A 21,635-nucleotide genomic window follows, 5' to 3' on the forward strand; every position below is an offset into this window, starting at 1 on the left:
CGTGCCCGCTTCGCGATGCCCTCCACGCCGCGGCCCCCTTCATCCGCGTCCGCTGATCGCCCCGTGCGGGGGCGGCTTGAGCTTTGCGTCAGTGTGCGTGGCGGGAGGTCTGTTGCTTCTCGGCAGTTTCATGAGGGCGCTTTGAGAGTGTTGCGGCCGCACTATCTCGATCAGAGTGGGCAGGTTTGCTACGTCATCGTGAATCCTGGCGGGGCGTTTTTGGGGGCGGATTTGTTTGTTGTTGACGTGGAGGTCGAGGCTGGGGCGGATTTGTTGTTGACTACGCAGTCGGCTACGAAGGTTTATCGGACTCCGGGGTCGTTTGCTGAACAACGGATGCATGTGCGGCTGGGGGAGGGGGCGCGATTGGAGTTGTTGCCCGACCAGTTGATCGCCTACCGGGAGGCGAGCTATCGGCAGAATTCGCGTATCAGTCTCCACCCGACGTCGAGCCTTGTCATGGCCGAGGTGGTCACGCCGGGGTGGTCGCCGGACGGCGGGGTGTTCCGGTACGAGGAGTTGCGGCTGCGCAATGAGATCCATGTGGAAATCGGGGAGGAGCCCCGGCTATTGGTTCTCGATAACCTCCTGATACGGCCGCCGCTGGGTGATGTAACTGGCTTGGGGTTCATGGAGGGTTTCAGCCACCTGGGATCGTTGGTGGTTGTTGATCCGAGGGTGGATCAGCGGCTTGCCGACGAGCTGCACCACGTGGCGGAGGAGCATGGTGCTTACACGGGCGTGTCGCTGACCAATAGTGTTGGCGGCACTACTGGTCTTGTGCTGAGATCGTTGTCCAACAGCACCGATGATCTCCAAAATTTGCTGGGCTCTCTCACTAGCGTTCTCCGTGAACGTTGGTATGGTCAGGGACCAGTGAACTTGAGGAAGTATTGATGCCTGCGCTGATGGAGTTCGCCGCCATGTACCGGGATCGGGAGAAGTTGCCACTGCGCACGCGGCTACTTTTCACGTTCGGTGCGGTCTGCGCCCTGCACGTTGCCGCCGTCGTGCTTTTGCTGCTGGGTTCGGCAGGGGCGGCGCAGCCTTTGGCGCTCGGCTTGGTGATCACCGCCTACGTGGCCGGAATCAAGCACAGCTACGACTGGGACCACATCGCTGCGATCGATAACTCCACGCGCAAGTTCGTCGCGCAGCGCAAGGATCCAGTGAGCGTCGGCTTCGCTTTCAGCCTGGGCCACAGTTCCGTGGTCATCCTGGCGGGGCTCCTCGTGGTGGCGGGCGCAACGTTGATAGGCCAATTCATGGAGGACGGCACGGCGGGCAACAAGGTGCTGGGCTTGATCGGTAGCGGAGTGTCGGGTTTGTTCCTGCTGGGAATGGGCCTCTTCAACGGCTCTGCATTCATGCGTGCCACGCAGGTGTACTGGCGCGTCCAGGCGGGTGCAGCGATCAGTGAAGAAGACCTTGAGGCCAAAGGATTCGTTGCCCGGTTGCTGGCCAAGCCGCTGTCAAAGGTGGAGCGGCCGCGGAACATCTATGTGATCGGTTTCCTCTTCGGGCTCGGCTTCGATACGGCCACCACCATCGGACTACTTGTTATCACCACGACGGCGTCAATCGCCGGAGTCTCGCCGTTTGCCTTGATGGCGCTCCCGTTCGCGTTCGCCGCGGCCATGACGTTGTGCGATTCCATCAACGGCGTGGCGATGATGAAAATGTACAACTCCGCCATCAGCGACCCCCAGCGCAAGCTCGGCTTCAACGTGGTGATCACCGGCATTTCGGCTGTCTCGGCCCTGTTCATCTCCTTGATCACGCTCGGAGGATTCGTCAACGCGGCCTTTGAACTCGAGGACCCGTTGACTACGTGGTTGGGAGGGATCGAGCTTGGCGACGCAGGCCTGGTCCTGGTGTGCCTGTTCCTGATCGCGTGGGCGGTTTCTGGCTGGCGTAAATTCTCCCAGCGCATGTAACCACAAGACCCCGGCCGGAAACTAAAGAAGTATCCTGCAGTTCAGGACACTACTTTCAGGGGGAAAATCGTGCTTTCCGAGCGCGAACTGGCGTTTATCGCCATTCACAAAAACAGCTATCCGTCCGTTTTCAGATTTGTCCGCCGCAGGGTGGAATCGGCGGAAATTGCCGAAGAAATCGCGGCGGACGTTTTCCGGGTCATCTGGCAAAAATGGGACGACGACTCCCAGCCCGACCTCCCGTATCTGCTCACTGTCGCCCGAAATCTCGTGGGGAATGCCTACAGGAGCCGTGATCGCCAACAGGCGCTGCAGGAAAAGCTACGCACGACGGCGGTGGAGCGTTTCGGGGACGACTCCGAGAACGTCGTGGTACAGGATGCCATGGCCCGGCTCCGCGAACAGGACCGGGACATCCTCCAGCTGGCGTATTGGGATGGCTTGGGCTGCGCCGAAATCGCGCGGGTTCTGAACTGCAGTGAATCCGCAGCGAAGGTCCGCTTGCACCGCGCACGTGGTGCTTTCCGGAAACAGATGCCTGCAGGTGTCGAAACGACTACACACAAGATGGGAGTCTGAGATGGACCAGATCAAGAGCCAGATTTCCTCGATCGACCCTCTTGCCCAGGAACCAGAGGCCGAAATCAACGGCGAAGAAGCCTTGGCCCGGATGCTGACAGGCCCTCGGGTGTTCAGTGACACTGTGCCGGCTGGCGTGAGCTCGCTCCAAGATCGCAGGAACCGAAAGGTCCGGATTGCCGGAGCGCTGTTGCTGGGAGCCGCCGCCGTCACTGCCGGTGTCCTCGTGGCGGCCAACTTTGGGCCAATCAGCTCGACGCCGGCTCCGGCAGTCACCGTCACCACACCTGAGCCAACGCCAACGCCGAGTGTGTCCGCCACTTCTTCGGCCAGCGCTTCAGCGACCCCTTCCGGTGCTCCGACGCCGGTCACGCCCACTCAGTCGGCGCCTGCGATCGTTCCTCCGGTGGCACCAACGCCTACGCCAACCGTGCCGCCAGTTGCAGCATTGCAAAAGTTCACCTTCCCGGATGGACACATCTCCTTCAACTATCCGAGCGGTTGGACTGTCCGGACGGAGCAGGGTCCCTACCTTTCCGAGGAAACGAAGGCAGCATCCCAAGGGGCCACCCTCCTGGACAGTGCAGGAGCCGAGGTGGCCCGCATCAATAGCGGCTTCTACGGAGATGGCACGGGAGGCCTGGTGGATCGGACAGTCCTCGACCGGGCAGTGGTTCCGGGAGTGACGGATACAGCCGGAAACCAGGTGGAATTCGGTTTCTCATTGAATCAAATAATGAACATCGACTACGACGCCGCTAACGGGGGGATGCCCACCGCCAAGGGGCCCTCCGACTCGCCTCCGTTTTACGTCATGGATGTCCGGCTGTCCTCTGAGCTTCAACCGGGGCAGACTACCTCCGGGACCAACCAGATCAGGATGCCCAACGGGTTCATGAACGCATACGTCGTGTTCGATTTCGACAAGCAGCCCACCTTCGCCACCCCTGAAGCAGCGAAGGCCTGGATGGGCAGCACGCAGTACGCCCAGTTGAAGGCGATGCTCCTGAGCGTGAGCTACAACTAGGAACCCCATCTGAGTAGCAGCTGATGCCCTTTTGAGCGTTCAAAAGGGCATCAGCTGCTACGTAGTTGGGCTAGCGGGTGGTGAGTAGATGGCTGGCGGGGTCGTACCGGAAGGTGACCGCGCCGCCGTCGTGCTTAAGGGCTATGTTGCTGCCGTTCGCGGCGCCGCCCAGACCGTAGTTCTCAGCCCAGGAGCCGTTGATCGCGGCTTTGAACTCGTAGTTCCCTGCAGGGAGGTTCGGCACTGCCAGTTTCCAGGTGCCATCGGTAGGATCCAAGGCAAGCTGGGCCTGCGGGCAATCAGGCATCCAGTCGCCGGCACAACCGAGCTCGGAGTTCAGGCTACCGGGAACGGATACGGCAGCGGGTTGCTGACCGGCAACCGCTGCGGTTATCAGGTTCGTTGCGTGGTCGTAGAGGAATGTGACAGCGCCGCCACTGTGTGCGAACACCACATTCGGTCCGTTCAGAACGCCACCCGCTCCGTAGTTCTCGTCCCACGAGCCGTTGATCGCGGCCTTGAACTCATACGTTCCTGCCGGGAGGTTCGGGACGTTCAGCTGCCACAGACGGTGCGTTGGTTCGTAAGTCATCGACGCCTGCTCACACGACGGCTGCCAATCCTCCGTGCAGCCAAGCTCGGTGTTGAGGCTGCCTGCAACGGTCACGGTTTCGGGCTGCACAGGCTCACCCACCACGCCACTCCGCGGCTCGCTCGCGGAGGTCTGTCCCCTGTTGTCCAGCACCACCGCGCGATACTCCACTGACGCGCCCGACTCCAGGGAAGATACGTCGTGGAACACCTGGTATGGCGCGTTGTCATCCGTGCCGATCGACTGCCATTCGCCGCCCGCCGTCCGCGCCTGGAAAGTGACTTCGTAGAACGAGTTACCGTCGACGTCTGCCGCCACCTTCAGGCGGGAAGGGTCACCAGCAGCCGTCACCGGCTTCTTGAGTACGACGCCGGGTGCCGCCTTGGATTGCGCGAGTCGCCCCGCTGCTTGGTACACCACGGTGGAAAGCGGAGGCACTGTGACGGTCAGTTTCGCCTGCGTGTCAGTCTTTGCATCGGCTGCAGCGTCGCCATAAACGAGGTTGAACGGCTGCTTCGCCTCGTACGTCGGGATCTCGGCTGTCTGCGCGCTCTCGCTGTTGTTCACGGCAACCACGTACTCACGTTGCTCTTTGGCATCGATGCGCGAGAAGGCGTAAATCCCGGGGCCGTCGGCGGCGTACCGGTTCTGCTGTGCGCCGCTGCGGAGGGTGGGGTGCTCGGCGGTGAGTGCAGCAAGTTCGCTGATCTTCTTGTACAGCGGGTGCCCGGTATCGAAGTTGTCTGTTGCATGCGTAGCGCTGGTGCCCAGAAGGTCGTCGTCAAGATATTCCTGAACCTTGCTGGCAAACATCGATTGGCGCGAGTCCTGGTCCCCACCTGCCCCCGTGAATCCTTGCTCGTCTCCGTAGTAGACAACGGGGTTACCCCGGGAGAAATACATCAGCTCGTGGGCGAGTTCATCGCGCTCGACGAGTTCGGCGTCGGAGGCCCCGGCGTTGTCCTGGGCGATGAACGTGCCGATACGGCCCATGTCGTGGTTTCCCAGGAAGGTGGGGAGCTGGTAGGCGTTGGAATCCGCATCCGTGTACCAGTCATCTCCGTTGAAGAACTCGGCCAAACCACTGGCCTTGCTGCTCTGGGAAGCGAAGCTGCGGGCAGCTCCCTGAAAACCGAAGTCGAGCACGGCCTGCATTTTGTTCCTGGTGGTGAATTTGGACGTGACGCTCTTTGAGGTGTCGAAGACCTCGCCAAACATGAAGAATTCGTCCTTGCCCTGCTCCTTGGCGTAGCTCAGGACCTGGGGGCCGAACTGCTGCCAGAATTCATCGTTGACGTGCTTCATGGTGTCGATGCGGAAGCCGTCGATGCCGAAATCCCGGATCCAGCTCTTGTAGACATCAACGAAGCCGTTGACCACGCGGGGATTCTCCGTGAACAGATCGTCCAAGCCGAAGAAGTCGCCGTAGAGCGCGTCCTCGCCGGAAAAGGTCGTGTTTCCCCGGTTGTGATAGAGCGTGGGATCGTTGAGCCAGGCGGGAACTTTGACGTCCTTCTCGGTTTCGGGGACCACCGGCGTGTAGGGGAAGGAAGTGGCTGGATCCAGCGCCGGAAAGTCCTGCGTGCCGGCGTAGTCGTGGTCATCGAAAGCCTCGCCGGCCGCCGTGCGGTACGGTTCTCTTTCCTTGGAAACGTACGGCGCTGACTCAGATTCCTGATACTGGATCACGTCCGCAGTGTGGTTGGTGATGATGTCGAAGTAGACCTTTATGCCGCGGGCATGGGCCGCTTCGATGAGTGTCTTAAGTTCAGCGTTCGTGCCCAGGTGGGGGTCGATCTGCGTGAAGTCAGTAACCCAGTACCCGTGGTAGCCAGCTGAGCTGTTGTCCAACTCGCCGCCGCCCTGGACTGCCTTGTTCTTGAAGCTTGGCGTGAGCCAGAGGGCGTTGGTTCCCAAACCCTGGATGTAGTCCAAACGGTCCTGGAGGCCCTTCAGGTCACCACCGTTGTAGAAGCCCTTGCGGGTGGGGTCGTAGCCGGAGACCATCGGGTCCGGGCCCAGCCCGCCGTCGTCGTTGGCTTTCGTGCCGTTGTTGAAGCGGTCAGCCATGACGAAGTAGAAGTTCTGATTGCTGACGCCGCCGCGGATCGAGTGTTGGGCGGCGGGATCGGGGCTTGGTTTCTTGGTGGTGGCGGCGCTCGCGGGGAGAACGGTGGAAGCCGTCACCACTGCGGTGGCGAGTACGACGGCGGGAACAATGGATCTATAGCTGCGAGATAGCAAGTGATGGAACCTTCCGCTAAACGACTCTGTTGTGTGGCAACTCACAACTGTAAGCGCTTGCGGTGCCTTGATCCAGAGAATTAGATGATTTTCTGCATGTGAAGAGCTATTACGCGGCCAATACTGGAAGCGTTTGCAGTGCTCGTAGCCGAGGACGAGTCAAAATCCTGTTGTTCGCCTGCATGACACCATGCGGAAATGCTATGCAATTGCCTATAACGAAGCGTCTATGACTTGCATAGGGTTGAGGAGATCTGCTTCACACCAGGCGCTGCTTCACAGCATGCAGCGCCCTGAACTACCCAAGGATGAGTTTCAACGATGAAGAGCATCGCCCTCCTGCGCGAACGAGCCACCCGAGTCATGCCCACCGGTTCCCACTGCCCGGCCTCGGGTTTGTGGAGCCCGGACGCTGAGCCCGACGCCGTCCTGGTGTTTGCCGAAGGTCACGTCCTCCCCGCGCATGACGGATTGCCCACAGTCTGGCGGCTTCGGACCGCCGGCGAAGTCCAAGCATGACCAGCTCCATTCTGAATAGGCCCGCCGACTACCGGCACGTGCCGGCCGCCCAGTGGACTGAACTGGGCGCCGGGGATCGCGTCTGGATCTACGATGTCGCCTGGGGTGCAGGTACGGGCCGTGTTGACGACGTTTCCCATCACCAGGAACTGCTGTGGGTGGTCCTTGAACCGACTGGCCGTAAGCTGTTCTGCGGAACGGACGACGTCCAGGTCTGGGCGGCCTAAGCCGCCGGAACCAGCACGCTCGGGGACCCTGTCTCCATCCTGCCCAAGGGTCCGTCGGGCAGGCCGGTTTCGGGGTCGAGCCTGAAACTCAGGACATCGTTGGAACCTTCATGGGCCACCAAGAGCCAGCCGTTGTGGACCAGGTGGTGCCGTGGCCAGTCGCCCCCGCTAGGCACATCGGCCAAGGGTGTCACGTCCGTGCCCTGTGCGCCCACCTTCAGGACACAGATCCGGTTGGAGCCGCGGACTCCCACGTAGACGAACCGACCGTCAGTGGACATTGCAATCTCGGCGGCGGAGTCGCCGTGGAACGCTTTGTTGACGCTGGCGGGAACCACGGCCGTGAGTTCGTAGACTCCTTGGGGTTCGGCCCTGAGAGCTGCAACCTCAATCGAGTACTCCGTGTCGATGAAAACCGTACCGCTGGGATGCCGCACCATGTGACGCGGGCCGGAGCCCTTGGGCAGGATCACGTGGTGATCGGGCAACAGACCCTGGCCTGGCTCATATCGCCAAACCCTCGCAAGATCGTGCCCGAGGTCCGTGGTCATGACTCGACCATCGGGAAGCATGAGGCTTGAGTGTGCGCGGCTGGGCCGCGGCTCGTCGGTGGGTCCGGTCTGATGGGGGTCGACGGCGGCTTCCGCGCTGGTTCGCGAGGTGATGGCGCCGTCGTGGTCCAGTTCGTAAAGAATGACCTGGCCGTCGCCCCAGCAGGTAACCACAATGAACCGGCCATGTGGATCCGTCGCCACGTGGCAAGCAGCCTCGCCCGCCGGCCACGGCTCGCCCATTGGCTCCAGTTCAGCGGTGCCGGTACGGCGGTAGGCCCGTACCATCTTGCCTTCCTCGGCCACGGCATAGAGCACAGGGAGGGTTGGGTGAATGGCGAGGAAGGACGGCGAGTTCGCTGGCACAGCCAGGCCAAGCGAAGTGAGTTTCCCGTCTATATCCAGCGTGATGGCGCCGATTCCTTCGCCATTTCCATTCCGGTCCGCGGTGTAGGACCCGGTCCAGATGAGTGTTTCTGTGCCTGCTGTTTCCATGTTGAGTTCCCCCACGCTTAGTGTCCCGTCCCTTAGTGTCCCCGTCCCTTAGTGTCCCCGTCCCTTAGTGTCCCCGCTCCCTAGTGTCCTTGCACGTCCGAGTCGACGCCGGCATCAGGACCGGCGTCGAGGGTTTGTAGCCTTCTAAGGTCATCCTGGTCCAGCTCGAAGCCGAAGACGTCAAGGTTCTCCCGCATCCTCTGGGGATTGGCGGTCTTGGGGATGGCAACCAGGCCCTGCTGGACGTGCCAACGGAGAACCACCTGGCCCGGCGTCTTTCCATGCTTGTTGCCAATGCTTGCCAGAACCGGGGCATTCAGGAGGTCGCTGCTGGCGCCTAGTGGACTGTACGATTCCGTGACAATCCCGTGCTGCTCGTTGAACGCGATGGCAACAGGACGCGGGATGGCGGGATTGACCTGAATCTGGTTGACCGCTGGAACAACATCCGTTTCCCGGAACAGCCGGTCAAGGTGCGAGGGCTTGAAATTGGAAACACCGATGGAACGCACCTTGCCCGATGCCTGAAGCTCCTCGAAGGTCTTCCACGTGGAGACGAACTCGTCTCGGCGGGGGAGCGGCCAATGGATCAGCAGCAGGTCAACGTAGTCCAGACCCAAGCGTTCCAGCGAGCCATCGAGCCCAGCCACTGCCTTGCCCGCGCCTTGGAACCCACCGTCCAGTTTGGTGGTGACGAAGAGTTCGCCCCGGTCCACGCCGGAGGCGCGAATGCCGTTGCCCACTCCCGTCTCGTTGCGGTATTTAACCGCCGTATCAATGTGTCGATAGCCGCAGGAAACAGCTTCCACTACGGCGTCAGCAACCTGGGCATCATCCAAGGGCCATGTACCCAACCCCAACTGCGGGATCTTGTAGCCGTCGTTGAGTTCAATGAGCGGGGCAAGTGTCATGAGCATGATCTCCTCTACTGCTTGAATCTCCACCGGCGGGTCTCTTTGCTGTTCTACGCTGGCCAATGGCTGCTTGGCAACAGCTACCGCCGAGACCACTCATAGAGCCGATCGCTCAGCTCCATGAAGTCTTCGGCAACTACCTGCAGCCCGGGATGCTGATCGTGCCAGTCGATGATCTCCCTCGCACCGTCCGCGAAAGGGATGGTTGCCTGGTAATCCGGCACGAGTGCTTTGATCTTGGAGTTATCGAACACCACCGAGTGCGAGCGGTCACCCAAGAGGTTGGGGCCAAGCTCTTTGCTATGCGCGGCGATGGTCTCGGAGGAAACATGAAACAGCTCGGGTTCTTCAACCCCGCCTGCCCGGGCGAAGAGACGATAGATCTGGTTCCACGGCAAGAACTCGTCTGAAGTAATGGTGTAGCTTTCACCGACAGCCTGCGGCCTTCCCAAGAGCCCAACGAAGGCCTTGGCGAAATCACGGCTGTGGGTCAGCGTCCACAGGGAGGTCCCGTCCCCATGGACCAACACCGGCATTCCCGCGCGCATGCGGTGAATGTCAGTCCAACCACCCACCAGCGCGATCTTGGTCCGGTCATAGGTGTGCGATGGCCGGACCACAGTGACAGGGAAGTCCTGCTCGCGGTAGGCCTCAAACAACAACTCCTCACACGCAATCTTGTCCTGCGAGTACTTCCAAAACGGGTTCTTCAGGGGAGTGGATTCCCTGATGGGCAGGGTGTTGGGGGGCTTTTGGTAAGCCGAGGCGGAACTGATGAAAACGTACTGACCAGTCTTCCCCCGGAACATCTCCAAGCCGGCCCGCGCATGAGCCGGTGTGAACGAGATGAAGTCGGCCACGGCGTCGTACTCCCTTCCGCGAAGTACCTCCCGCACAGCCTCGGTGTCCCGGATGTCCGCGTGGAGCACCTCGGCGCCTTCGGGAACCGGCCGCCCGGCTGACCGTCCCCTGTTGAGGATGGTCAGCCGGTGGCCCAGCGCGACGGCGCGGTCAGCCGCAGCCGCACTGATGACGCCGGTCCCGCCGATGAACAGGATGTTCCGCGGCCGGACGGTGTCCGCTTGTGGGAGGAGGCTGCTCACCAGGCGTAGTCCTCCGGGGCGGTGCGGTGGCCAGGGAAGATGTCATCGAGGCGCTTGAGCGCGTCCTCGTTGAGGGTGACGTCCAGGGCGCGGATTGCGGCGTCCAGTTGCTCCTGGGTGCGCGGTCCCACGATCGGCGCCGTCACGGCAGGCTGATGAAGCAACCAGGCGAGGGCGACATCGCCGGGCTTCTGGCCCAGCTCATCGGCAAAATCCTCGTACTGACGGATCTGGTCCTCATGCTTCTTGAGGGTTTCCAGTGCCCGGCCCTCAGCGCGGCGGACGCCCTGCTCTTCTTTCTTCAGCACCCCACCCAACAAGCCGCCCTGCAAAGGCGACCACGGGATCAGGCCAAGGCCATAATGCTGCGCGGCGGGGATGACCTCAAGCTCCAGCTCACGCCGGAAGAGGTTGTAGATGGACTGCTCGCTGACCAGGCCGGTGTAGTTCCGCCTGCGAGCGGCTTCCTGCGCCTGGGCAATGTGCCAGCCAGCAAAGTTGCTGCTGCCCGAATACAGGATCTTGCCCTGCTGGACGGCTACTTCGATTGCCTGCCAGATCTCATCCCACGGTGTTTGGCGATCGATGTGATGGAACTGGTAGATATCGATGTAGTCCGTCTGCAAGCGCTTCAGGCTGGCATCCAGGGCGCGGCGGATGTTCAGTGCGGAGAGCTTTGATTCATTGGGACGATCCGTCATGGTGCCGTAAAGCTTGGTGGCCAGCACTGTCCGTTCCCGGCGCTCGCCGCCCTTCGCGAACCAGCGCCCGATGATTTCCTCGGTCCATCCCCGGTGGCCCGTACCACCGTAAACATTGGCGGTATCGAAGAAGTTGATGCCGGAATCCAGTGCGGAATCCATGATGGAGTGCGCCGTTGCTTCGTCCGTCTGGGGGCCGAAGTTCATGGTGCCCAGGCAGAGGCGTGAAACTTTCAGGCCGGAACGGCCAAGGTGGGTGTACTGCATGCTGTTGTTTCCTTTTTGGTTTGTTTAGAGCTGGGTAAAAGCCGCGACGCCGGGATCGGAACCTATGCGGGCGCCGGCCTCCAGGGCGGTGACGGCAGCCAGTTCGGATTGGGTGAGGGTGAGATCGGCGGCTCCGAGGTTCTCGCGCATCCTGGCAGAGTCCGCGGACTTGGGGATCACGATGGTTCCTTGCGCGAGGTGCCAGGCCAGGATTACCTGTGCCGGGGTCGTTTCGTGTGCGGCAGCCACCAGGGCCACCACCTCGGCGTTCAGGTCCTTGCCTTGACCCAATGGGCTGTACGCCTCAACGGCGATGCTGAGATCACGGCACTTGTTTGCAAGATCGGCCTGCTGGAACGTGGGGTGCAGTTCGATCTGGTTCACGGCCGGCACTACTTCTGCATCGCGCAGCAGCGTGTCCACGTGGTCCGAGAGGAAGTTGGAGATGCCGATGGACCGGATCTGCTTGTCCTGATAGAGCTTCTCCATCTCCTTCCAAGCCTGGGTGTACAGGCCCTGCGAAGGGACGGGCCAGTGGATCAGGTAGAGGTCAACCACCTCCAGGCCGAGGGCGTCGCGGCTGCGTTGGAAGGCGTCGTACGCCTCACCCTGCTCGCCATTGCGGAGCTTGGTGGTGATGAAAAGGTCTTCCCTGGGAAGGCCTGAGGCTGCGATGGCGGCGCCAACGCCAGCCTCGTTGCGGTAGGCGGCGGCGGTGTCGATGTGTCGGTAGCCTGCCTCCAAGGCGTCTTCCACCACCTTCTGTGTTTCTTCCGGAGGCACCTGGAAAACACCGAATCCGAGCTGGGGAATGGTGACGCCGTTGTTTAGGGTCAGCTCTGGCATGAGGTCTCCTTCGAGGTAGATATTTCCAAGCCAGCCCGTTGGTTCCTGTGGGTGCGGCTGGGGAAAGCCGGGATTCCAGAAAGCGTTTTCGGGAGGCTCTGTACTGAGCCTATTCAGTTTTCGTCGTCGAGTCAGCAATCCAGCCTGATCCTGTTTTTCCTAGGTCTGGCAGTCCTACCCAAATCGGTGGTCCTGCTCTGGTCTTGCCGGCCGCGATAACGGCAGAATGGACGGATGGGTCAAAGCGCCGAGTTCGGAAAATTCCTCAAGGTCATGCGTGCCCGCCTTTCGCCGGAGGACGCCGGGGCCCAGGAGTCCACCGGCTCACGCAGGGTGCCCGGTCTCCGCCGCGAGGAGGTGGCGAGGCTCTCCGGGGTGAGTACCGACTACTACACACGCCTGGAGCAGGGCCGGAACATCCACCCCTCCAAGGCAGTCCTCGACTCTGTTGCCAGGGCGCTGCGCCTGGACGCGGGGGAGCATGCGCACATGTTGGACCTGCTGGAGCATTGCGCCAGTTCAGCCGGCAATCCCGGCCCCGCCCAAAAGGTGCGCCCCGCGTTGCGGCAGTTGCTGGACGCCGTCGGGGATGTTCCCGCGATGGTCCTTGGGCGGCGTGCGGATGTACTGGCCGGAAACCGGATGGCGCATCTGCTGTTCACGGATTTCACAGCACTGCCCGCGGCTGAGCGGAACCTGACCCGCTGGATCATTCTGGATCCTGCGGCCAAGGAGCTGTTCAGGGACTGGAAAACCGTGGCCGCCGAGGCAGTGGGCGCCTTGCGGATGGACGTCGGCAGGCACCCCAACGATCCCCAAACCAACCAGCTCGTAGGCGAACTTGCGGTGCACAGTGAGCATTTCCGTCAATGGTGGGCGGGGCACCGGGTGGCCTCACGCTCTGCTGGCACGGTGAGATTGCACCACACCCTGGTTGGCGATCTTGAACTGAACTTTGAAACGCTAAGCCTCCCGGAGGATCCCGACCAGCTCCTAAGGGTCCATTCCGCGAAGGTGGGCTCGCCGTCGTCGGACGCCCTGACGCTGCTCAGCAGCTTTGGCGAGGTGGGCGTTCAGGCGCCCCAACCCGAGCCAGCTCGCCGAGACGACAGTTAATGCCAATGTTCCTCTGAAACATTGGCATTAACTGTCATCTCGCGATGGGGGATCAGCGCTCCAAGCGGAAACCGAGCTTGATGGTTACCTGCCAATCGGCAATTGCGCCGTCCTCCAGATGACCGCGGATCTCTTTCACCTCGAACCAGTCCAGGTTACGCAGCGTCTGGGCGGCGGCGGCGATGCCATTCCTGACGGCCGCATCGACGCCCTCGGAAGAAGTGCCAACAATTTCGGAAACGCTATATGTGTGGTCAGCCATGGTGCTCCTCATCATCGTCCCTGAATCTTTGAAAATGCTGGCCCGCTGGGCAGGCCGTTCCTGCAGACTAGCCCACGGACGTCCGTGCGGGCCAGAGGTCTGGCGGGCTCAGCTTTCGCGCCAGTCATTGCCCGTGATGTGCGATCCTGCGTGCGGTCCCATTTGGAGCATTCCGCCGTCCACGGGCCACGAGGCGCCAGTGACGTAGCTGGAATCCGGGGAGGCCAGGAAGGCGATGACCGCAGCAATTTCGCGGGCGTCGCCCGGGCGTCCCAAAGGTACTCCTGGCCGCTCCGTCTTGGTGGGATCCTCGTCTGTCTGGCCGGTCATGGGCGTTGCGATCTCGCCGGGAGCAACGTTGTTCGCGGTGATGCCGAACTCCGCGAGCTCCAGCGCCATGGTCTTAATAAGCCCACCCAGCCCGTGCTTGGAGGCATCGTAGGCGGAGGCTCCCACCCGCGGCTGGAACTCGTGCACGCTGGTCACGGCGATGATGCGTCCGCCGCGGCCCGCATTGACCATGCGTTTGGCAGCTGCTTGCATGGCCACGAAAGCGCCGTTGAGGTTGGTGTCCAAGGTGGACATCCAGGTGTCGTAGTCCAGCTCCAGGAACTTGGTGCCATCTCCCGTTCCGGAGTTGTTCACGAACACGTCCACTCCGCCGAGTTCCTCGGCCAGCTTGTCAATGCTGGCAGCGGTTTCGGAGACGTTCGTGGTGTCCAGGTGGTGCACCACTGCTTTGCGGCCCAGCCCGCGGACCTCTTCTGCGGTGTCCTCGGCACCCTGCTGGTCCGTGTGCCAGGTGATGCCGACATCCATGCCTGCCTTGGCCAGCGCAACCGCCGTGGCACGTCCTATCCCTGAGTCAGATCCGGTGACGATGGCGGTTTGAGGGGAAAATGATGCCTCGCTCATGTCCTTGCCTTTCGGTCGCGTGATGGTTCCGATGACTTATCCCTACCCGGACGCGCAGGATCGTAAACACGGAGGCTGGAAGATGCCGGTTCTTCCCGGATCCCGGCGGCGGATGGTGATGGAGTGTAGATTTTTAGCAGCACCACCAGTGAATTCCCACAACCAGGAGTACTCATGTCTGAAGTTATTGTCGTCGGCGTTGACAGCAGCGAAACGGCCAAACGCGCAGCAGTGGCAGCGGCGAAGCTTGCCACAGCCCTTGGCGCCGAGTTGCATGTCATCAGCGGGTTCTCCGATGACCGCATTGAAGAATTTGGCAGCGGCAGCGACAGGATCACGGTTTCTTCGGCCGACTCCGCAGAATACGTGGCCCGCAAGGTCTCTGAGGAGCTTGAGGTCCCCAGTGGCAACGTCAAGTACTTCGCAGCACGCGGTACGCCGGCCAACGCGCTCATCAACTACGCAGAGACCAACAACGCCTCGCTGATCGTGGTGGGAAACAAGCGGATGAAGGGCCTTGGACGTGTCCTTGGCAGCATCGCCAACAGCGTGGCACACGGCGCTCCGTGCGACGTCTACATCGTGAACACGGAGGTGGACGCCTAGCCCTTACCAAGTAGGACAGCACTTGTCGCTCTGAGCATGTGCTGTGACAAGTGCTGTCCCTTGGTTATGGGTCTAAGTGGTTATAAGGCTTACGCCTCCAGGACGTACGTCTTCAGATCGTCCAATGTTTGCTGCATGTGGGCGTCCATGGCCAGCCGGGCCTCATGCGGATTCCGCGACTCCAGGGCCGCCGCAATTTTCCGATGATGGCCGATCGCGTGCGCCTGGATGTCAGCGAAAGCTGAGGTCTGCGTCCGCCGTGCTTCGAGTACACGATGCAATGGCTCGAACAGAACAGCCACGAACACGTTGCCCGAGGCGTGGAGGATGACATCGTGGAACGCGAGATCGGCTTCCACGAAGGCGGCCACGTCATTGACCTCGTGTGCCGACTGCATTTTTTCAACGTGCTCTGTCAGGGTGGTCAGCTCGTCGTCGGAAATACGTTCCGCAGCGAGTTCGCAGGCGCCGGTCTCCAGCATCCGGCGTAGCTCAATGAGCTGGACGGCCGCGGCCGCGTCTTTGGTGCCTTCGGAAGCGGCGCGCAGGACGGCCTCCAAGGACGCCCACTGGTTCAGCGGATTGACGAACGTACCGCGGCCACGTTCCACGCTGAGGATCCGCTGCGCCTCGAGGGTCTTCATAGCTTCGCGCACGGTCATGCGGCTCACCTCGTGCCGGGCGCTGAGCTCCAGTTCGCCAGGGACAAGTGTCCCGGGCGGAAACTCGCCCGCGATGATCCGGTCCAGCAGCTCATCAGCAACGACGCCCACCAGCGACTTGCGTGCCATGTATCCCCATTTCCTGTAACTCAGACCGTCCGGCACCTCATGGATGTTTTCCTCCAGGCGCGGCGGTTGTCAGACATCTTACGCTGGCGGTGGCCAGCTCGTTTTCCAAAATTCACACAAAGTCCTGGCACATTCTTCCGGCTGCTCCCAATGGACGGTGTGGCCCGCGTCGGGAATTGCCTTCAGCGTGCGCGTCGGGCTTGCCGCCACGAACGCAGCCATCTGCTCGATTGACCGCACGCGGTCGCCCGTTCCAGCGATCACCAGCAACGGCGCCTGAACGCAGCTAGGCACTGAAGGTTCGACGCCGGTCATGGCCGCCCAGGCGCTGGCGGACAGAATCCGAAACGGCGTATCGAATCCTTTGCTGAGCAGCTCCATGTCTTCTGCGGAGAGCTCCCCGTACCAGGCGTTCATGAGCTTCAGCTTGGTAGCGGCGTCGAAAAATCCCTGCTCCAGCTGCGATACCAAGAGGTTCTTGAACGCCTCGTTTTGAGGCGCCGGAACCATTCCTACCAAGGCGAGCGTTGCCACTAGTTCTGGATGCTTTGCCGCCAAGGTCAGTGAGACGCTGCCGCCCATCGAATGTCCCACAAGGTGAACGGGCCCATCTGTGCGGGCGCGGATCGCTGCTCCGACCGACGCGGCGGCGCTTTCCAACGTCCACGTGAAGTCGGCGGGCAGGTCCTGACCCGGGTGATAGCCCGGGAGGTCGAGGATCCAAACTTCGCGCCCGGCGTCGAGCAGTATTTTCGCGAGCGGCTCCCAGTAGACGGAGCCTGAAGCCCAGCCGTGGATCAGCACAACCGGGACCTGCCCGGCGGGGGAAGGCGAGGAGGTTCGAGCATCCACGAAGGGGAGTGGAACTGCGGTGCCGGCCATGTCTCCAGCCTAGTGACGTACGGCATCTTGCGCGGTGAAGCGCGCTGTGTCACACTGGCTATGAAATGTTAGATGTCTGACATCTTACATTCACGAATCCGCTACAAAGATTTCCCACGATGGAGTGCACAGTGACCCTTGAATCCGACGTTCTGGCCGCTTTCCCGGCGGAAGTCCACATTCCTGCCCAGTTGGTTGCCGACGCTGTTGCCGCGTCCTCGGCTGAGGCCCCACGCGTCCTGGTTGTCCTTGACGACGACCCCACCGGAACCCAGTCCGTTTCGGATCTCGCCGTCCTCACCCGCTGGGAAGTCGCTGACTTTGCATGGGCTTTCGCCTACATCCGGGAGAACCAAACCAAGCCCGCCGTGTACGTCCTGACCAACACCCGCAGCCTGGATCCTGCCGAGGCTGCAGCGCGTAATGAGGAGATCGTCCGCAACGCACTGGCGGCGGCAGGCTCCGCGGGTCCAAGGCTCCAGCTTGGTTTTGTCAGCCGCAGCGACTCCACCCTGCGTGGCCACTACCCGTTGGAGCCTGATGTCATCGCCGCCACGGTTGCCGCCGAGACCGGTGAAACCACCGACGGCGTAGTAATCGTCCCCGCATTCCCCGACGCCGGCAGGGTAACCATCGGCGGTGTCCACTACATGCGCGGTACCGGGGAAGAAGCCGGCAAGCTCACCCCCGTGGCAGAGACGGAATTCGCCAAGGACGCCAGCTTCGGATTCGCCAACTCCGAGATGGCCAAGTATGTGGAGGAGAAGTCGCAGGGCAGGTTCCCGGCCAGCGAGGTGATCGTCCTGGACCTGAACATTATCCGTGCAGGGGCCTCCGCCCAGGATCCCGCTATTTCCGCCAAAGCAATCGCCGATGCCCTTGAGCCAGCCTCGAACTCGACTCCGATCGTGGCCGATATCGTCACCGAGAACGATCTGCGTGCACTCGCCCTTGGCCTGGAAGAAGCCGAACGCCGCGGCAAGAAACTCCTTTACCGCGTAGGCCCCCCGTTCGTCCGCGGCCGGATCGGTCAGGAAATCCGCACAGCACTGACCTCCGAAGAGGCGTACGCGGGCAACACTCCCTCCACATCCGGTGGCCTGATCGTGGTCGGCTCCCACGTCGGTGTGACCACCCGGCAGCTCACCGCCCTTACGGCCGCACACAGCTCCGCGCGCATTATCGAGATCGATGTTGAGAAGCTGCTGGTTCCCCAAGCTGACGGTTATATCGCCACGGTGGTGTCCGACGTCGTCGAGGCCCTCCACCAAGGCGACGTGATCGTCCACACCAGCCGCCTGCTCATCAAGACCGACGACGCCACAGCGAGCCTGAAGATCGCCCGCACGGTCTCGGCCGCCGTCGTCAATGTTGTGAACCGGACGCTGAAAACATTCCCGCCGCGGTTCGTCATCGCCAAGGGTGGCATCACGTCCTCGGATGTCGCGGCGCACGGGCTGGAAATCCGCCATGCGATCGTCCGCGGACCCATGCTGCCGGGCATCGTCTCGCTCTGGGAACCGGTGGATGGCCCCGCGAAAGGGATCCCGTACATCGTCTTCGCCGGCAATGTGGGCGATGACCAGTCCCTCGCCCAGGTCACCCGCAAACTCAGCGCCACTTTCTAACAGACTCCACACCCAACCCCGCATTCAATGGAGAACACCATGACCAGCAGCAACTACACCATCACTGTTCTGGGCCTCGGCGCGATGGGCCTGCCCATGGCCACGCGCCTCGCGTCTGAGCTGACCGTCCACGGTTTTGACATCGCCGAGCCCCGTTTGGAGCTCGCTGCCGCAGCCGGTATCAAGACTTTCGCATCTGCCCGTGAAGCCTCGCAGGATGCCGACGCGCTGCTCCTGGCCGTTCGCAATGGGGAGCAGCTCAACGAGGTCCTGTTCGGTGAGAACGGCGTTGCCTCGGTTCTGAAGCCGGGCGCCGTTGTCATCCTCGGCAGCACAGTTGGGACCGAGGCCATTCCGGCCACGGTCGAAAAGCTGGCCGGGTACGGCGTCGCGCTGGTGGATGCTCCGCTGTCAGGCGGACCTAAGCGCGCGGGTGAAGGCGACCTGCTCATTGTTGTTGGAGCCGAACCGAAGGCCCTTGAAAAGGCCCGTCCTGCCCTGGAGCTGTTGGCTTCCACCCTGAGCATTGTTGGCGACAAGCCCGGCGATGGCCAGGCGCTCAAGACCGTCAACCAGCTTTTGTGCGGTGTGCATATCGCCGCTGCTGCCGAGGCGATGGCCTTGGCTGATGCCCTAGGCCTGGATCAGGCGAAGACCCTCGCCGCCCTCGAAGCCGGTGCCGCAGGCTCCTTCATGCTCTCCAACCGGGGCCCCCGCATCCTGGAGGCCTATACCGAGGACGGGGCCGAGGTCCTCAGCCGCCTCGACATCTTCGTCAAAGACATGGGCATCGTCGGCAAAGCCACCCGCGCTGCCGGCCTTGCCGCGCCCGTTGCAGCTGCTGCAGAGCAGCTTTACCTTCTTGGCCAGGCCCAGGGCCTCGCCGCAGCCGACGACTCCGCCGTCATCAAGGTTGTAGCGCCCACAAAGCGCACCGCCTAACCCACCAAAAACCCGCGACGACGGCGGTCCCCCCTTCGTCGTCGTCGTCGCCACCTCCCGCCAGTCTTTTAGACTGGTTTGTCAAAGGAGACACCCCCCCAATGAATCCCCTCATCAACTCCTTGGTGGTCCGGGCTGCCGATGCCCCCGCCATCAAACCGGCAGTGGAACTGGGAACACCCCTGTTGCTGACTATTGCTGCTGCGGGCATTGCCCTGCTGCTGGTACTGATCATCCGTTTCAAGATCCAGGCCTTCGTTGCCCTGTTGGCTGTCAGCATCCTGGTAGGTGTAGCGGCCCAGATTCCGCTCAAGGACATCTTCACCGTGGTGGCCAACGGCGTTGGCAGCACCATGGGCAAGGTTGCTTTGTTGATTGCCCTCGGCGCCATTCTTGGCCGCATGATCGAGGTATCCGGCGGCGTGCAGTCGTTGGCTACACACTTCACCGAGAAGCTTGGAGCGAAGCGCGTTGCCATCGCTTTGACGGCCGTGGGCTTCCTCGTGGCGATTCCGGTGTTCTTCGAGGTGGGCGTCATCGTCCTCGTCCCGATTGTCTACGCCTTCGCCAAGATCGCGAACGTTCACCCGATCAAGTTCGGCCTGCCCATGGCCGGCATCATGCTGTCCATCCACGTGGCTGTGCCGCCGCACCCGGGAATCGTTGCGGGCGCCGGTGTCTTTGGCGCCGACATTGGGCTCATCACCCTTATCTCGCTGATCATCTGCGTGCCGCTCGGCTTCCTGTCCTACTGGGTTGCCAGCATCATGAACCGCAAAGACTACGAACTGCTCCCTGGCGTCAAGGCGCAGGTGGACGAGTTCGGTTCTGCGGACTCGCTCGTGCACGTTGGCCACGAGGGCCCCGGCGCCCGCGCCATCGCCCCTCCCCGTCCGGGCCTGATCATGTTCCTGATCGCTGCTCCGATCGTCCAGATCCTGGTGGGCACCCTGGGAACGCTGACCATTTCCAAGGACAACTACTGGTACGGCGTGGCCGCGTTCATCGGCAACCCGTTCTTCGCGCTCCTCGTGGCGGTAGCCCTCTCCTTCTTCCTGCTGGCGGTCCGCCGCAACTGGTCACTCAAGGAAACCGGTGAGATCTTCGAAGGCGCCCTTCCTCCCATTGCGTCCATCCTCATGGTTGTCGCAGCGGGCGGCGTGTTCGGTGAAGTCCTCCGCACCTCCGGCATCGGAGCCGCCCTGTCCCACACGCTGGACAACCTGGGCTTGCCGGTGATCGTGCTCGGCTTCATCATCTCCTTGGCACTCAGGGCGGCCCAGGGTTCGGCCACCGTTGCCATTGTCACGACGACGGGCCTGCTCACCTCCGCAGTGATGGAAGGCGGCTACACGCCGGCCCAGATCGCCGTGATCGTGATCGCCATCGGATTCGGCGCGTTGGGGTTGTCCCACGTAACGGATGCAGGCTTCTGGACCGTGATTCGGTACTACGGGCTCACTGTCACCGATGGTCTCAAGACCTGGACCGTCCTCACCACCATCCTCGGCCTGGCTGGCTTCGCGCTGACATACGTCGCCTGGATCCTGGTGGGAGGGCTGGCCCACTAATGCGCGCCAAACTCGATCGGCTCGTCTCCACCGCCCTCGCCCACGGCTCCGCTGTTCCGGCTTTCACCTGCTACGACTTCACCACTGCGCTGGCCGTTGTTTCGGCGGCGGAGGAAGCCCGGCTGGGTGTGATCCTGCTGGTAGCGCCCAAGACGGCATCAACGCCCAACGGGCTCCGGCTCATCGCAGCTCTTCGTGGCTTGGCCGACGACGCCAGCGTTCCGGTATCCGTCCAGCTGGATCACGCCTCGGACCTGCAGGTCATCAAGGATTCCGTGGCCGCCGGGGCTGATGCTGTGCTGGCCGACGGGTCATCGTTGTCCTACGAGGACAACATCGCCTTGGTCCGCGAAGTCCGAGCCGCATTGGATGCGCAAGGTGAGTTCGACGTCGTGATCGAAGCAGAACTTGGCGGCCTCGCTGGCGACGAGGACAAGGCCTTCGGTACTGAAGATCCAGCGCCCGACGCCGGGACTTCCGTCGCCGGACTGACTGACCCTGAGCAGGTGGCTGACTTCGTGGGACGCACCGGTGCGCAACTCCTGGCGATCGCCGTGGGCAACGTCCACGGAAAGTACAAGGGTGAGCCCAACATTCGCTGGGACGTACTCCAGGAAGTTGCTGCGCGGACGGACGTCCCTTTGGTGCTGCATGGCGCCTCAGGAATCCCGGCAGACCAGCTCGCAAAAGCTCCTTCCCTGCAGGTTGGCAAGGTGAACTTCAACACGGAGCTGCGCACCGGAATCCTGGCCACCCTCGAAGCGGAGACCGCCGCGCACCGGGCCGACGGTGAGAACCTCCAAGGCCTGCTGGCCCGATGGAATGGTTCCGCGTGGTCCTTCGCCGGGGCGACGCTGGCGATGCTCAGTGACTGACACAACCCCGCCCTCACAGGCTTCGTAACACGGGGAGGCTAGGAT

Annotated in this window: 22 protein-coding genes; 12 read left to right on the forward strand and 10 right to left on the reverse strand. The window is 62.1% G+C overall.

Going from position 1 to position 21,635, the window contains the following annotated elements; genetic code table 11:
- Positions 1-15: 15 nt before the first annotated feature.
- From LDN90_RS00925 to LDN90_RS00940, 4 genes are all read left to right on the forward strand, one after another.
- Positions 16-897: an urease accessory protein UreD gene (locus LDN90_RS00925; protein ID WP_223949209.1), complete on the forward strand. Its 882-nt coding sequence runs from the start codon at positions 16-18 to the stop codon at positions 895-897.
- A complete protein-coding gene (locus tag LDN90_RS00930) occupies positions 897-1,937 on the forward strand; it encodes a nickel transporter (protein WP_223947559.1) in 1,041 nt (346 codons plus the stop codon). The genes LDN90_RS00925 and LDN90_RS00930 overlap by 1 nt, the downstream gene beginning before the upstream one ends.
- A gap of 69 nt (positions 1,938-2,006) precedes the next feature.
- Positions 2,007-2,516: a sigma-70 family RNA polymerase sigma factor gene (locus tag LDN90_RS00935; RefSeq protein ID WP_216922633.1), complete on the forward strand. Its 510-nt coding sequence runs from the start codon at positions 2,007-2,009 to the stop codon at positions 2,514-2,516.
- Position 2,517: 1 nt separating this feature from the next.
- Positions 2,518-3,543 carry a hypothetical protein gene (locus LDN90_RS00940; RefSeq protein WP_223947560.1) on the forward strand — a complete coding sequence of 342 codons (1,026 nt, stop codon included), beginning with the start codon at positions 2,518-2,520 and terminating at the stop codon, positions 3,541-3,543.
- Between the two features lie 70 nt (positions 3,544-3,613).
- On the opposite strand, the gene LDN90_RS00945 is transcribed toward LDN90_RS00940, so the two are convergent.
- Positions 3,614-6,379 carry an alpha-amylase family glycosyl hydrolase gene (locus tag LDN90_RS00945; protein ID WP_223947561.1) on the reverse strand — a complete coding sequence of 922 codons (2,766 nt, stop codon included), beginning with the start codon at positions 6,377-6,379 and terminating at the stop codon, positions 3,614-3,616.
- 321 nt (positions 6,380-6,700) lie between these two features.
- On the opposite strand from LDN90_RS00945, the gene LDN90_RS00950 reads away from it, so the two are divergent.
- Complete coding sequence (locus tag LDN90_RS00950) at positions 6,701-6,898, forward strand: hypothetical protein (RefSeq protein WP_223947562.1); 198 nt, start codon at positions 6,701-6,703, stop codon at positions 6,896-6,898.
- Positions 6,895-7,125: a hypothetical protein gene (locus LDN90_RS00955; protein WP_216922625.1), complete on the forward strand. Its 231-nt coding sequence runs from the start codon at positions 6,895-6,897 to the stop codon at positions 7,123-7,125. Before LDN90_RS00950 ends, LDN90_RS00955 begins: the two co-directional genes overlap by 4 nt.
- Here the strand turns inward: LDN90_RS00955 and LDN90_RS00960 are convergent.
- From LDN90_RS00960 to LDN90_RS00980, 5 genes are all read right to left on the reverse strand, one after another.
- A complete protein-coding gene (locus tag LDN90_RS00960) occupies positions 7,122-8,171 on the reverse strand; it encodes a beta-propeller fold lactonase family protein (RefSeq protein ID WP_223947563.1) in 1,050 nt (349 codons plus the stop codon). The two genes, LDN90_RS00955 and LDN90_RS00960, sit on opposite strands and share 4 nt — an antisense overlap.
- A gap of 80 nt (positions 8,172-8,251) precedes the next feature.
- Positions 8,252-9,082, reverse strand: coding sequence for an aldo/keto reductase (locus LDN90_RS00965; protein ID WP_223949210.1), 831 nt, complete (start codon positions 9,080-9,082; stop codon positions 8,252-8,254).
- An 83-nt stretch (positions 9,083-9,165) separates the two neighbouring features.
- On the reverse strand, positions 9,166-10,188 hold the full coding sequence (locus tag LDN90_RS00970) for an NAD-dependent epimerase/dehydratase family protein (RefSeq protein ID WP_223947564.1): 1,023 nt from the start codon (positions 10,186-10,188) through the stop codon (positions 9,166-9,168).
- Complete coding sequence (locus tag LDN90_RS00975; protein WP_223947565.1) at positions 10,185-11,156, reverse strand: aldo/keto reductase; 972 nt, start codon at positions 11,154-11,156, stop codon at positions 10,185-10,187. The genes LDN90_RS00970 and LDN90_RS00975 overlap by 4 nt, the downstream gene beginning before the upstream one ends.
- Positions 11,157-11,180: 24 nt before the next feature.
- Positions 11,181-12,002, reverse strand: a complete 822-nt coding sequence (locus LDN90_RS00980) for an aldo/keto reductase (RefSeq protein ID WP_223947566.1) — start codon at positions 12,000-12,002, stop codon at positions 11,181-11,183.
- Between the two features lie 234 nt (positions 12,003-12,236).
- Here LDN90_RS00980 and LDN90_RS00985 point away from each other — a divergent pair, with 234 nt between their 5' ends.
- Positions 12,237-13,118: a helix-turn-helix transcriptional regulator gene (locus tag LDN90_RS00985; RefSeq protein ID WP_223947567.1), complete on the forward strand. Its 882-nt coding sequence runs from the start codon at positions 12,237-12,239 to the stop codon at positions 13,116-13,118.
- A gap of 52 nt (positions 13,119-13,170) precedes the next feature.
- Here LDN90_RS00985 and LDN90_RS00990 read toward each other — a convergent pair whose 3' ends face one another.
- Positions 13,171-13,380, reverse strand: a complete 210-nt coding sequence (locus LDN90_RS00990) for a dodecin (RefSeq protein WP_216922612.1) — start codon at positions 13,378-13,380, stop codon at positions 13,171-13,173.
- Between the two features lie 108 nt (positions 13,381-13,488).
- Positions 13,489-14,295, reverse strand: coding sequence for an SDR family oxidoreductase (locus tag LDN90_RS00995; RefSeq protein WP_223947568.1), 807 nt, complete (start codon positions 14,293-14,295; stop codon positions 13,489-13,491).
- Positions 14,296-14,469: 174 nt separating this feature from the next.
- Here LDN90_RS00995 and LDN90_RS01000 point away from each other — a divergent pair, with 174 nt between their 5' ends.
- Complete coding sequence (locus tag LDN90_RS01000) at positions 14,470-14,901, forward strand: universal stress protein (RefSeq protein WP_216922607.1); 432 nt, start codon at positions 14,470-14,472, stop codon at positions 14,899-14,901.
- 89 nt (positions 14,902-14,990) lie between these two features.
- On the opposite strand, the gene LDN90_RS01005 is transcribed toward LDN90_RS01000, so the two are convergent.
- Both LDN90_RS01005 and LDN90_RS01010 read right to left on the reverse strand, forming a co-directional pair.
- Entirely contained in the window at positions 14,991-15,692 is a 702-nt protein-coding gene (locus LDN90_RS01005; protein WP_216922605.1) for a FadR/GntR family transcriptional regulator, read from the reverse strand.
- A gap of 78 nt (positions 15,693-15,770) precedes the next feature.
- Entirely contained in the window at positions 15,771-16,574 is an 804-nt protein-coding gene (locus tag LDN90_RS01010) for an alpha/beta hydrolase (protein ID WP_223947569.1), read from the reverse strand.
- Between the two features lie 131 nt (positions 16,575-16,705).
- Here LDN90_RS01010 and LDN90_RS01015 point away from each other — a divergent pair, with 131 nt between their 5' ends.
- From LDN90_RS01015 to LDN90_RS01030, 4 genes are all read left to right on the forward strand, one after another.
- The gene (locus LDN90_RS01015; protein WP_223947570.1) at positions 16,706-18,202 is read left to right on the forward strand and encodes a four-carbon acid sugar kinase family protein; all 1,497 of its coding nucleotides are present in this window, start codon (positions 16,706-16,708) and stop codon (positions 18,200-18,202) included.
- Between the two features lie 39 nt (positions 18,203-18,241).
- Positions 18,242-19,144: an NAD(P)-dependent oxidoreductase gene (locus LDN90_RS01020; protein ID WP_223947571.1), complete on the forward strand. Its 903-nt coding sequence runs from the start codon at positions 18,242-18,244 to the stop codon at positions 19,142-19,144.
- 101 nt (positions 19,145-19,245) lie between these two features.
- On the forward strand, positions 19,246-20,715 hold the full coding sequence (locus LDN90_RS01025) for a GntP family transporter (protein WP_223947572.1): 1,470 nt from the start codon (positions 19,246-19,248) through the stop codon (positions 20,713-20,715).
- The gene (locus LDN90_RS01030) at positions 20,715-21,590 is read left to right on the forward strand and encodes a class II fructose-bisphosphate aldolase (RefSeq protein ID WP_223947573.1); all 876 of its coding nucleotides are present in this window, start codon (positions 20,715-20,717) and stop codon (positions 21,588-21,590) included. Before LDN90_RS01025 ends, LDN90_RS01030 begins: the two co-directional genes overlap by 1 nt.
- Positions 21,591-21,635: the final 45 nt, after the last annotated feature.

Origin of the sequence: Arthrobacter sp. NtRootA1 (genome assembly GCF_019976975.1) — a bacterium.
In the GTDB taxonomy this organism is placed as follows: Bacteria; Actinomycetota; Actinomycetes; order Actinomycetales; family Micrococcaceae; genus Arthrobacter; species Arthrobacter aromaticivorans.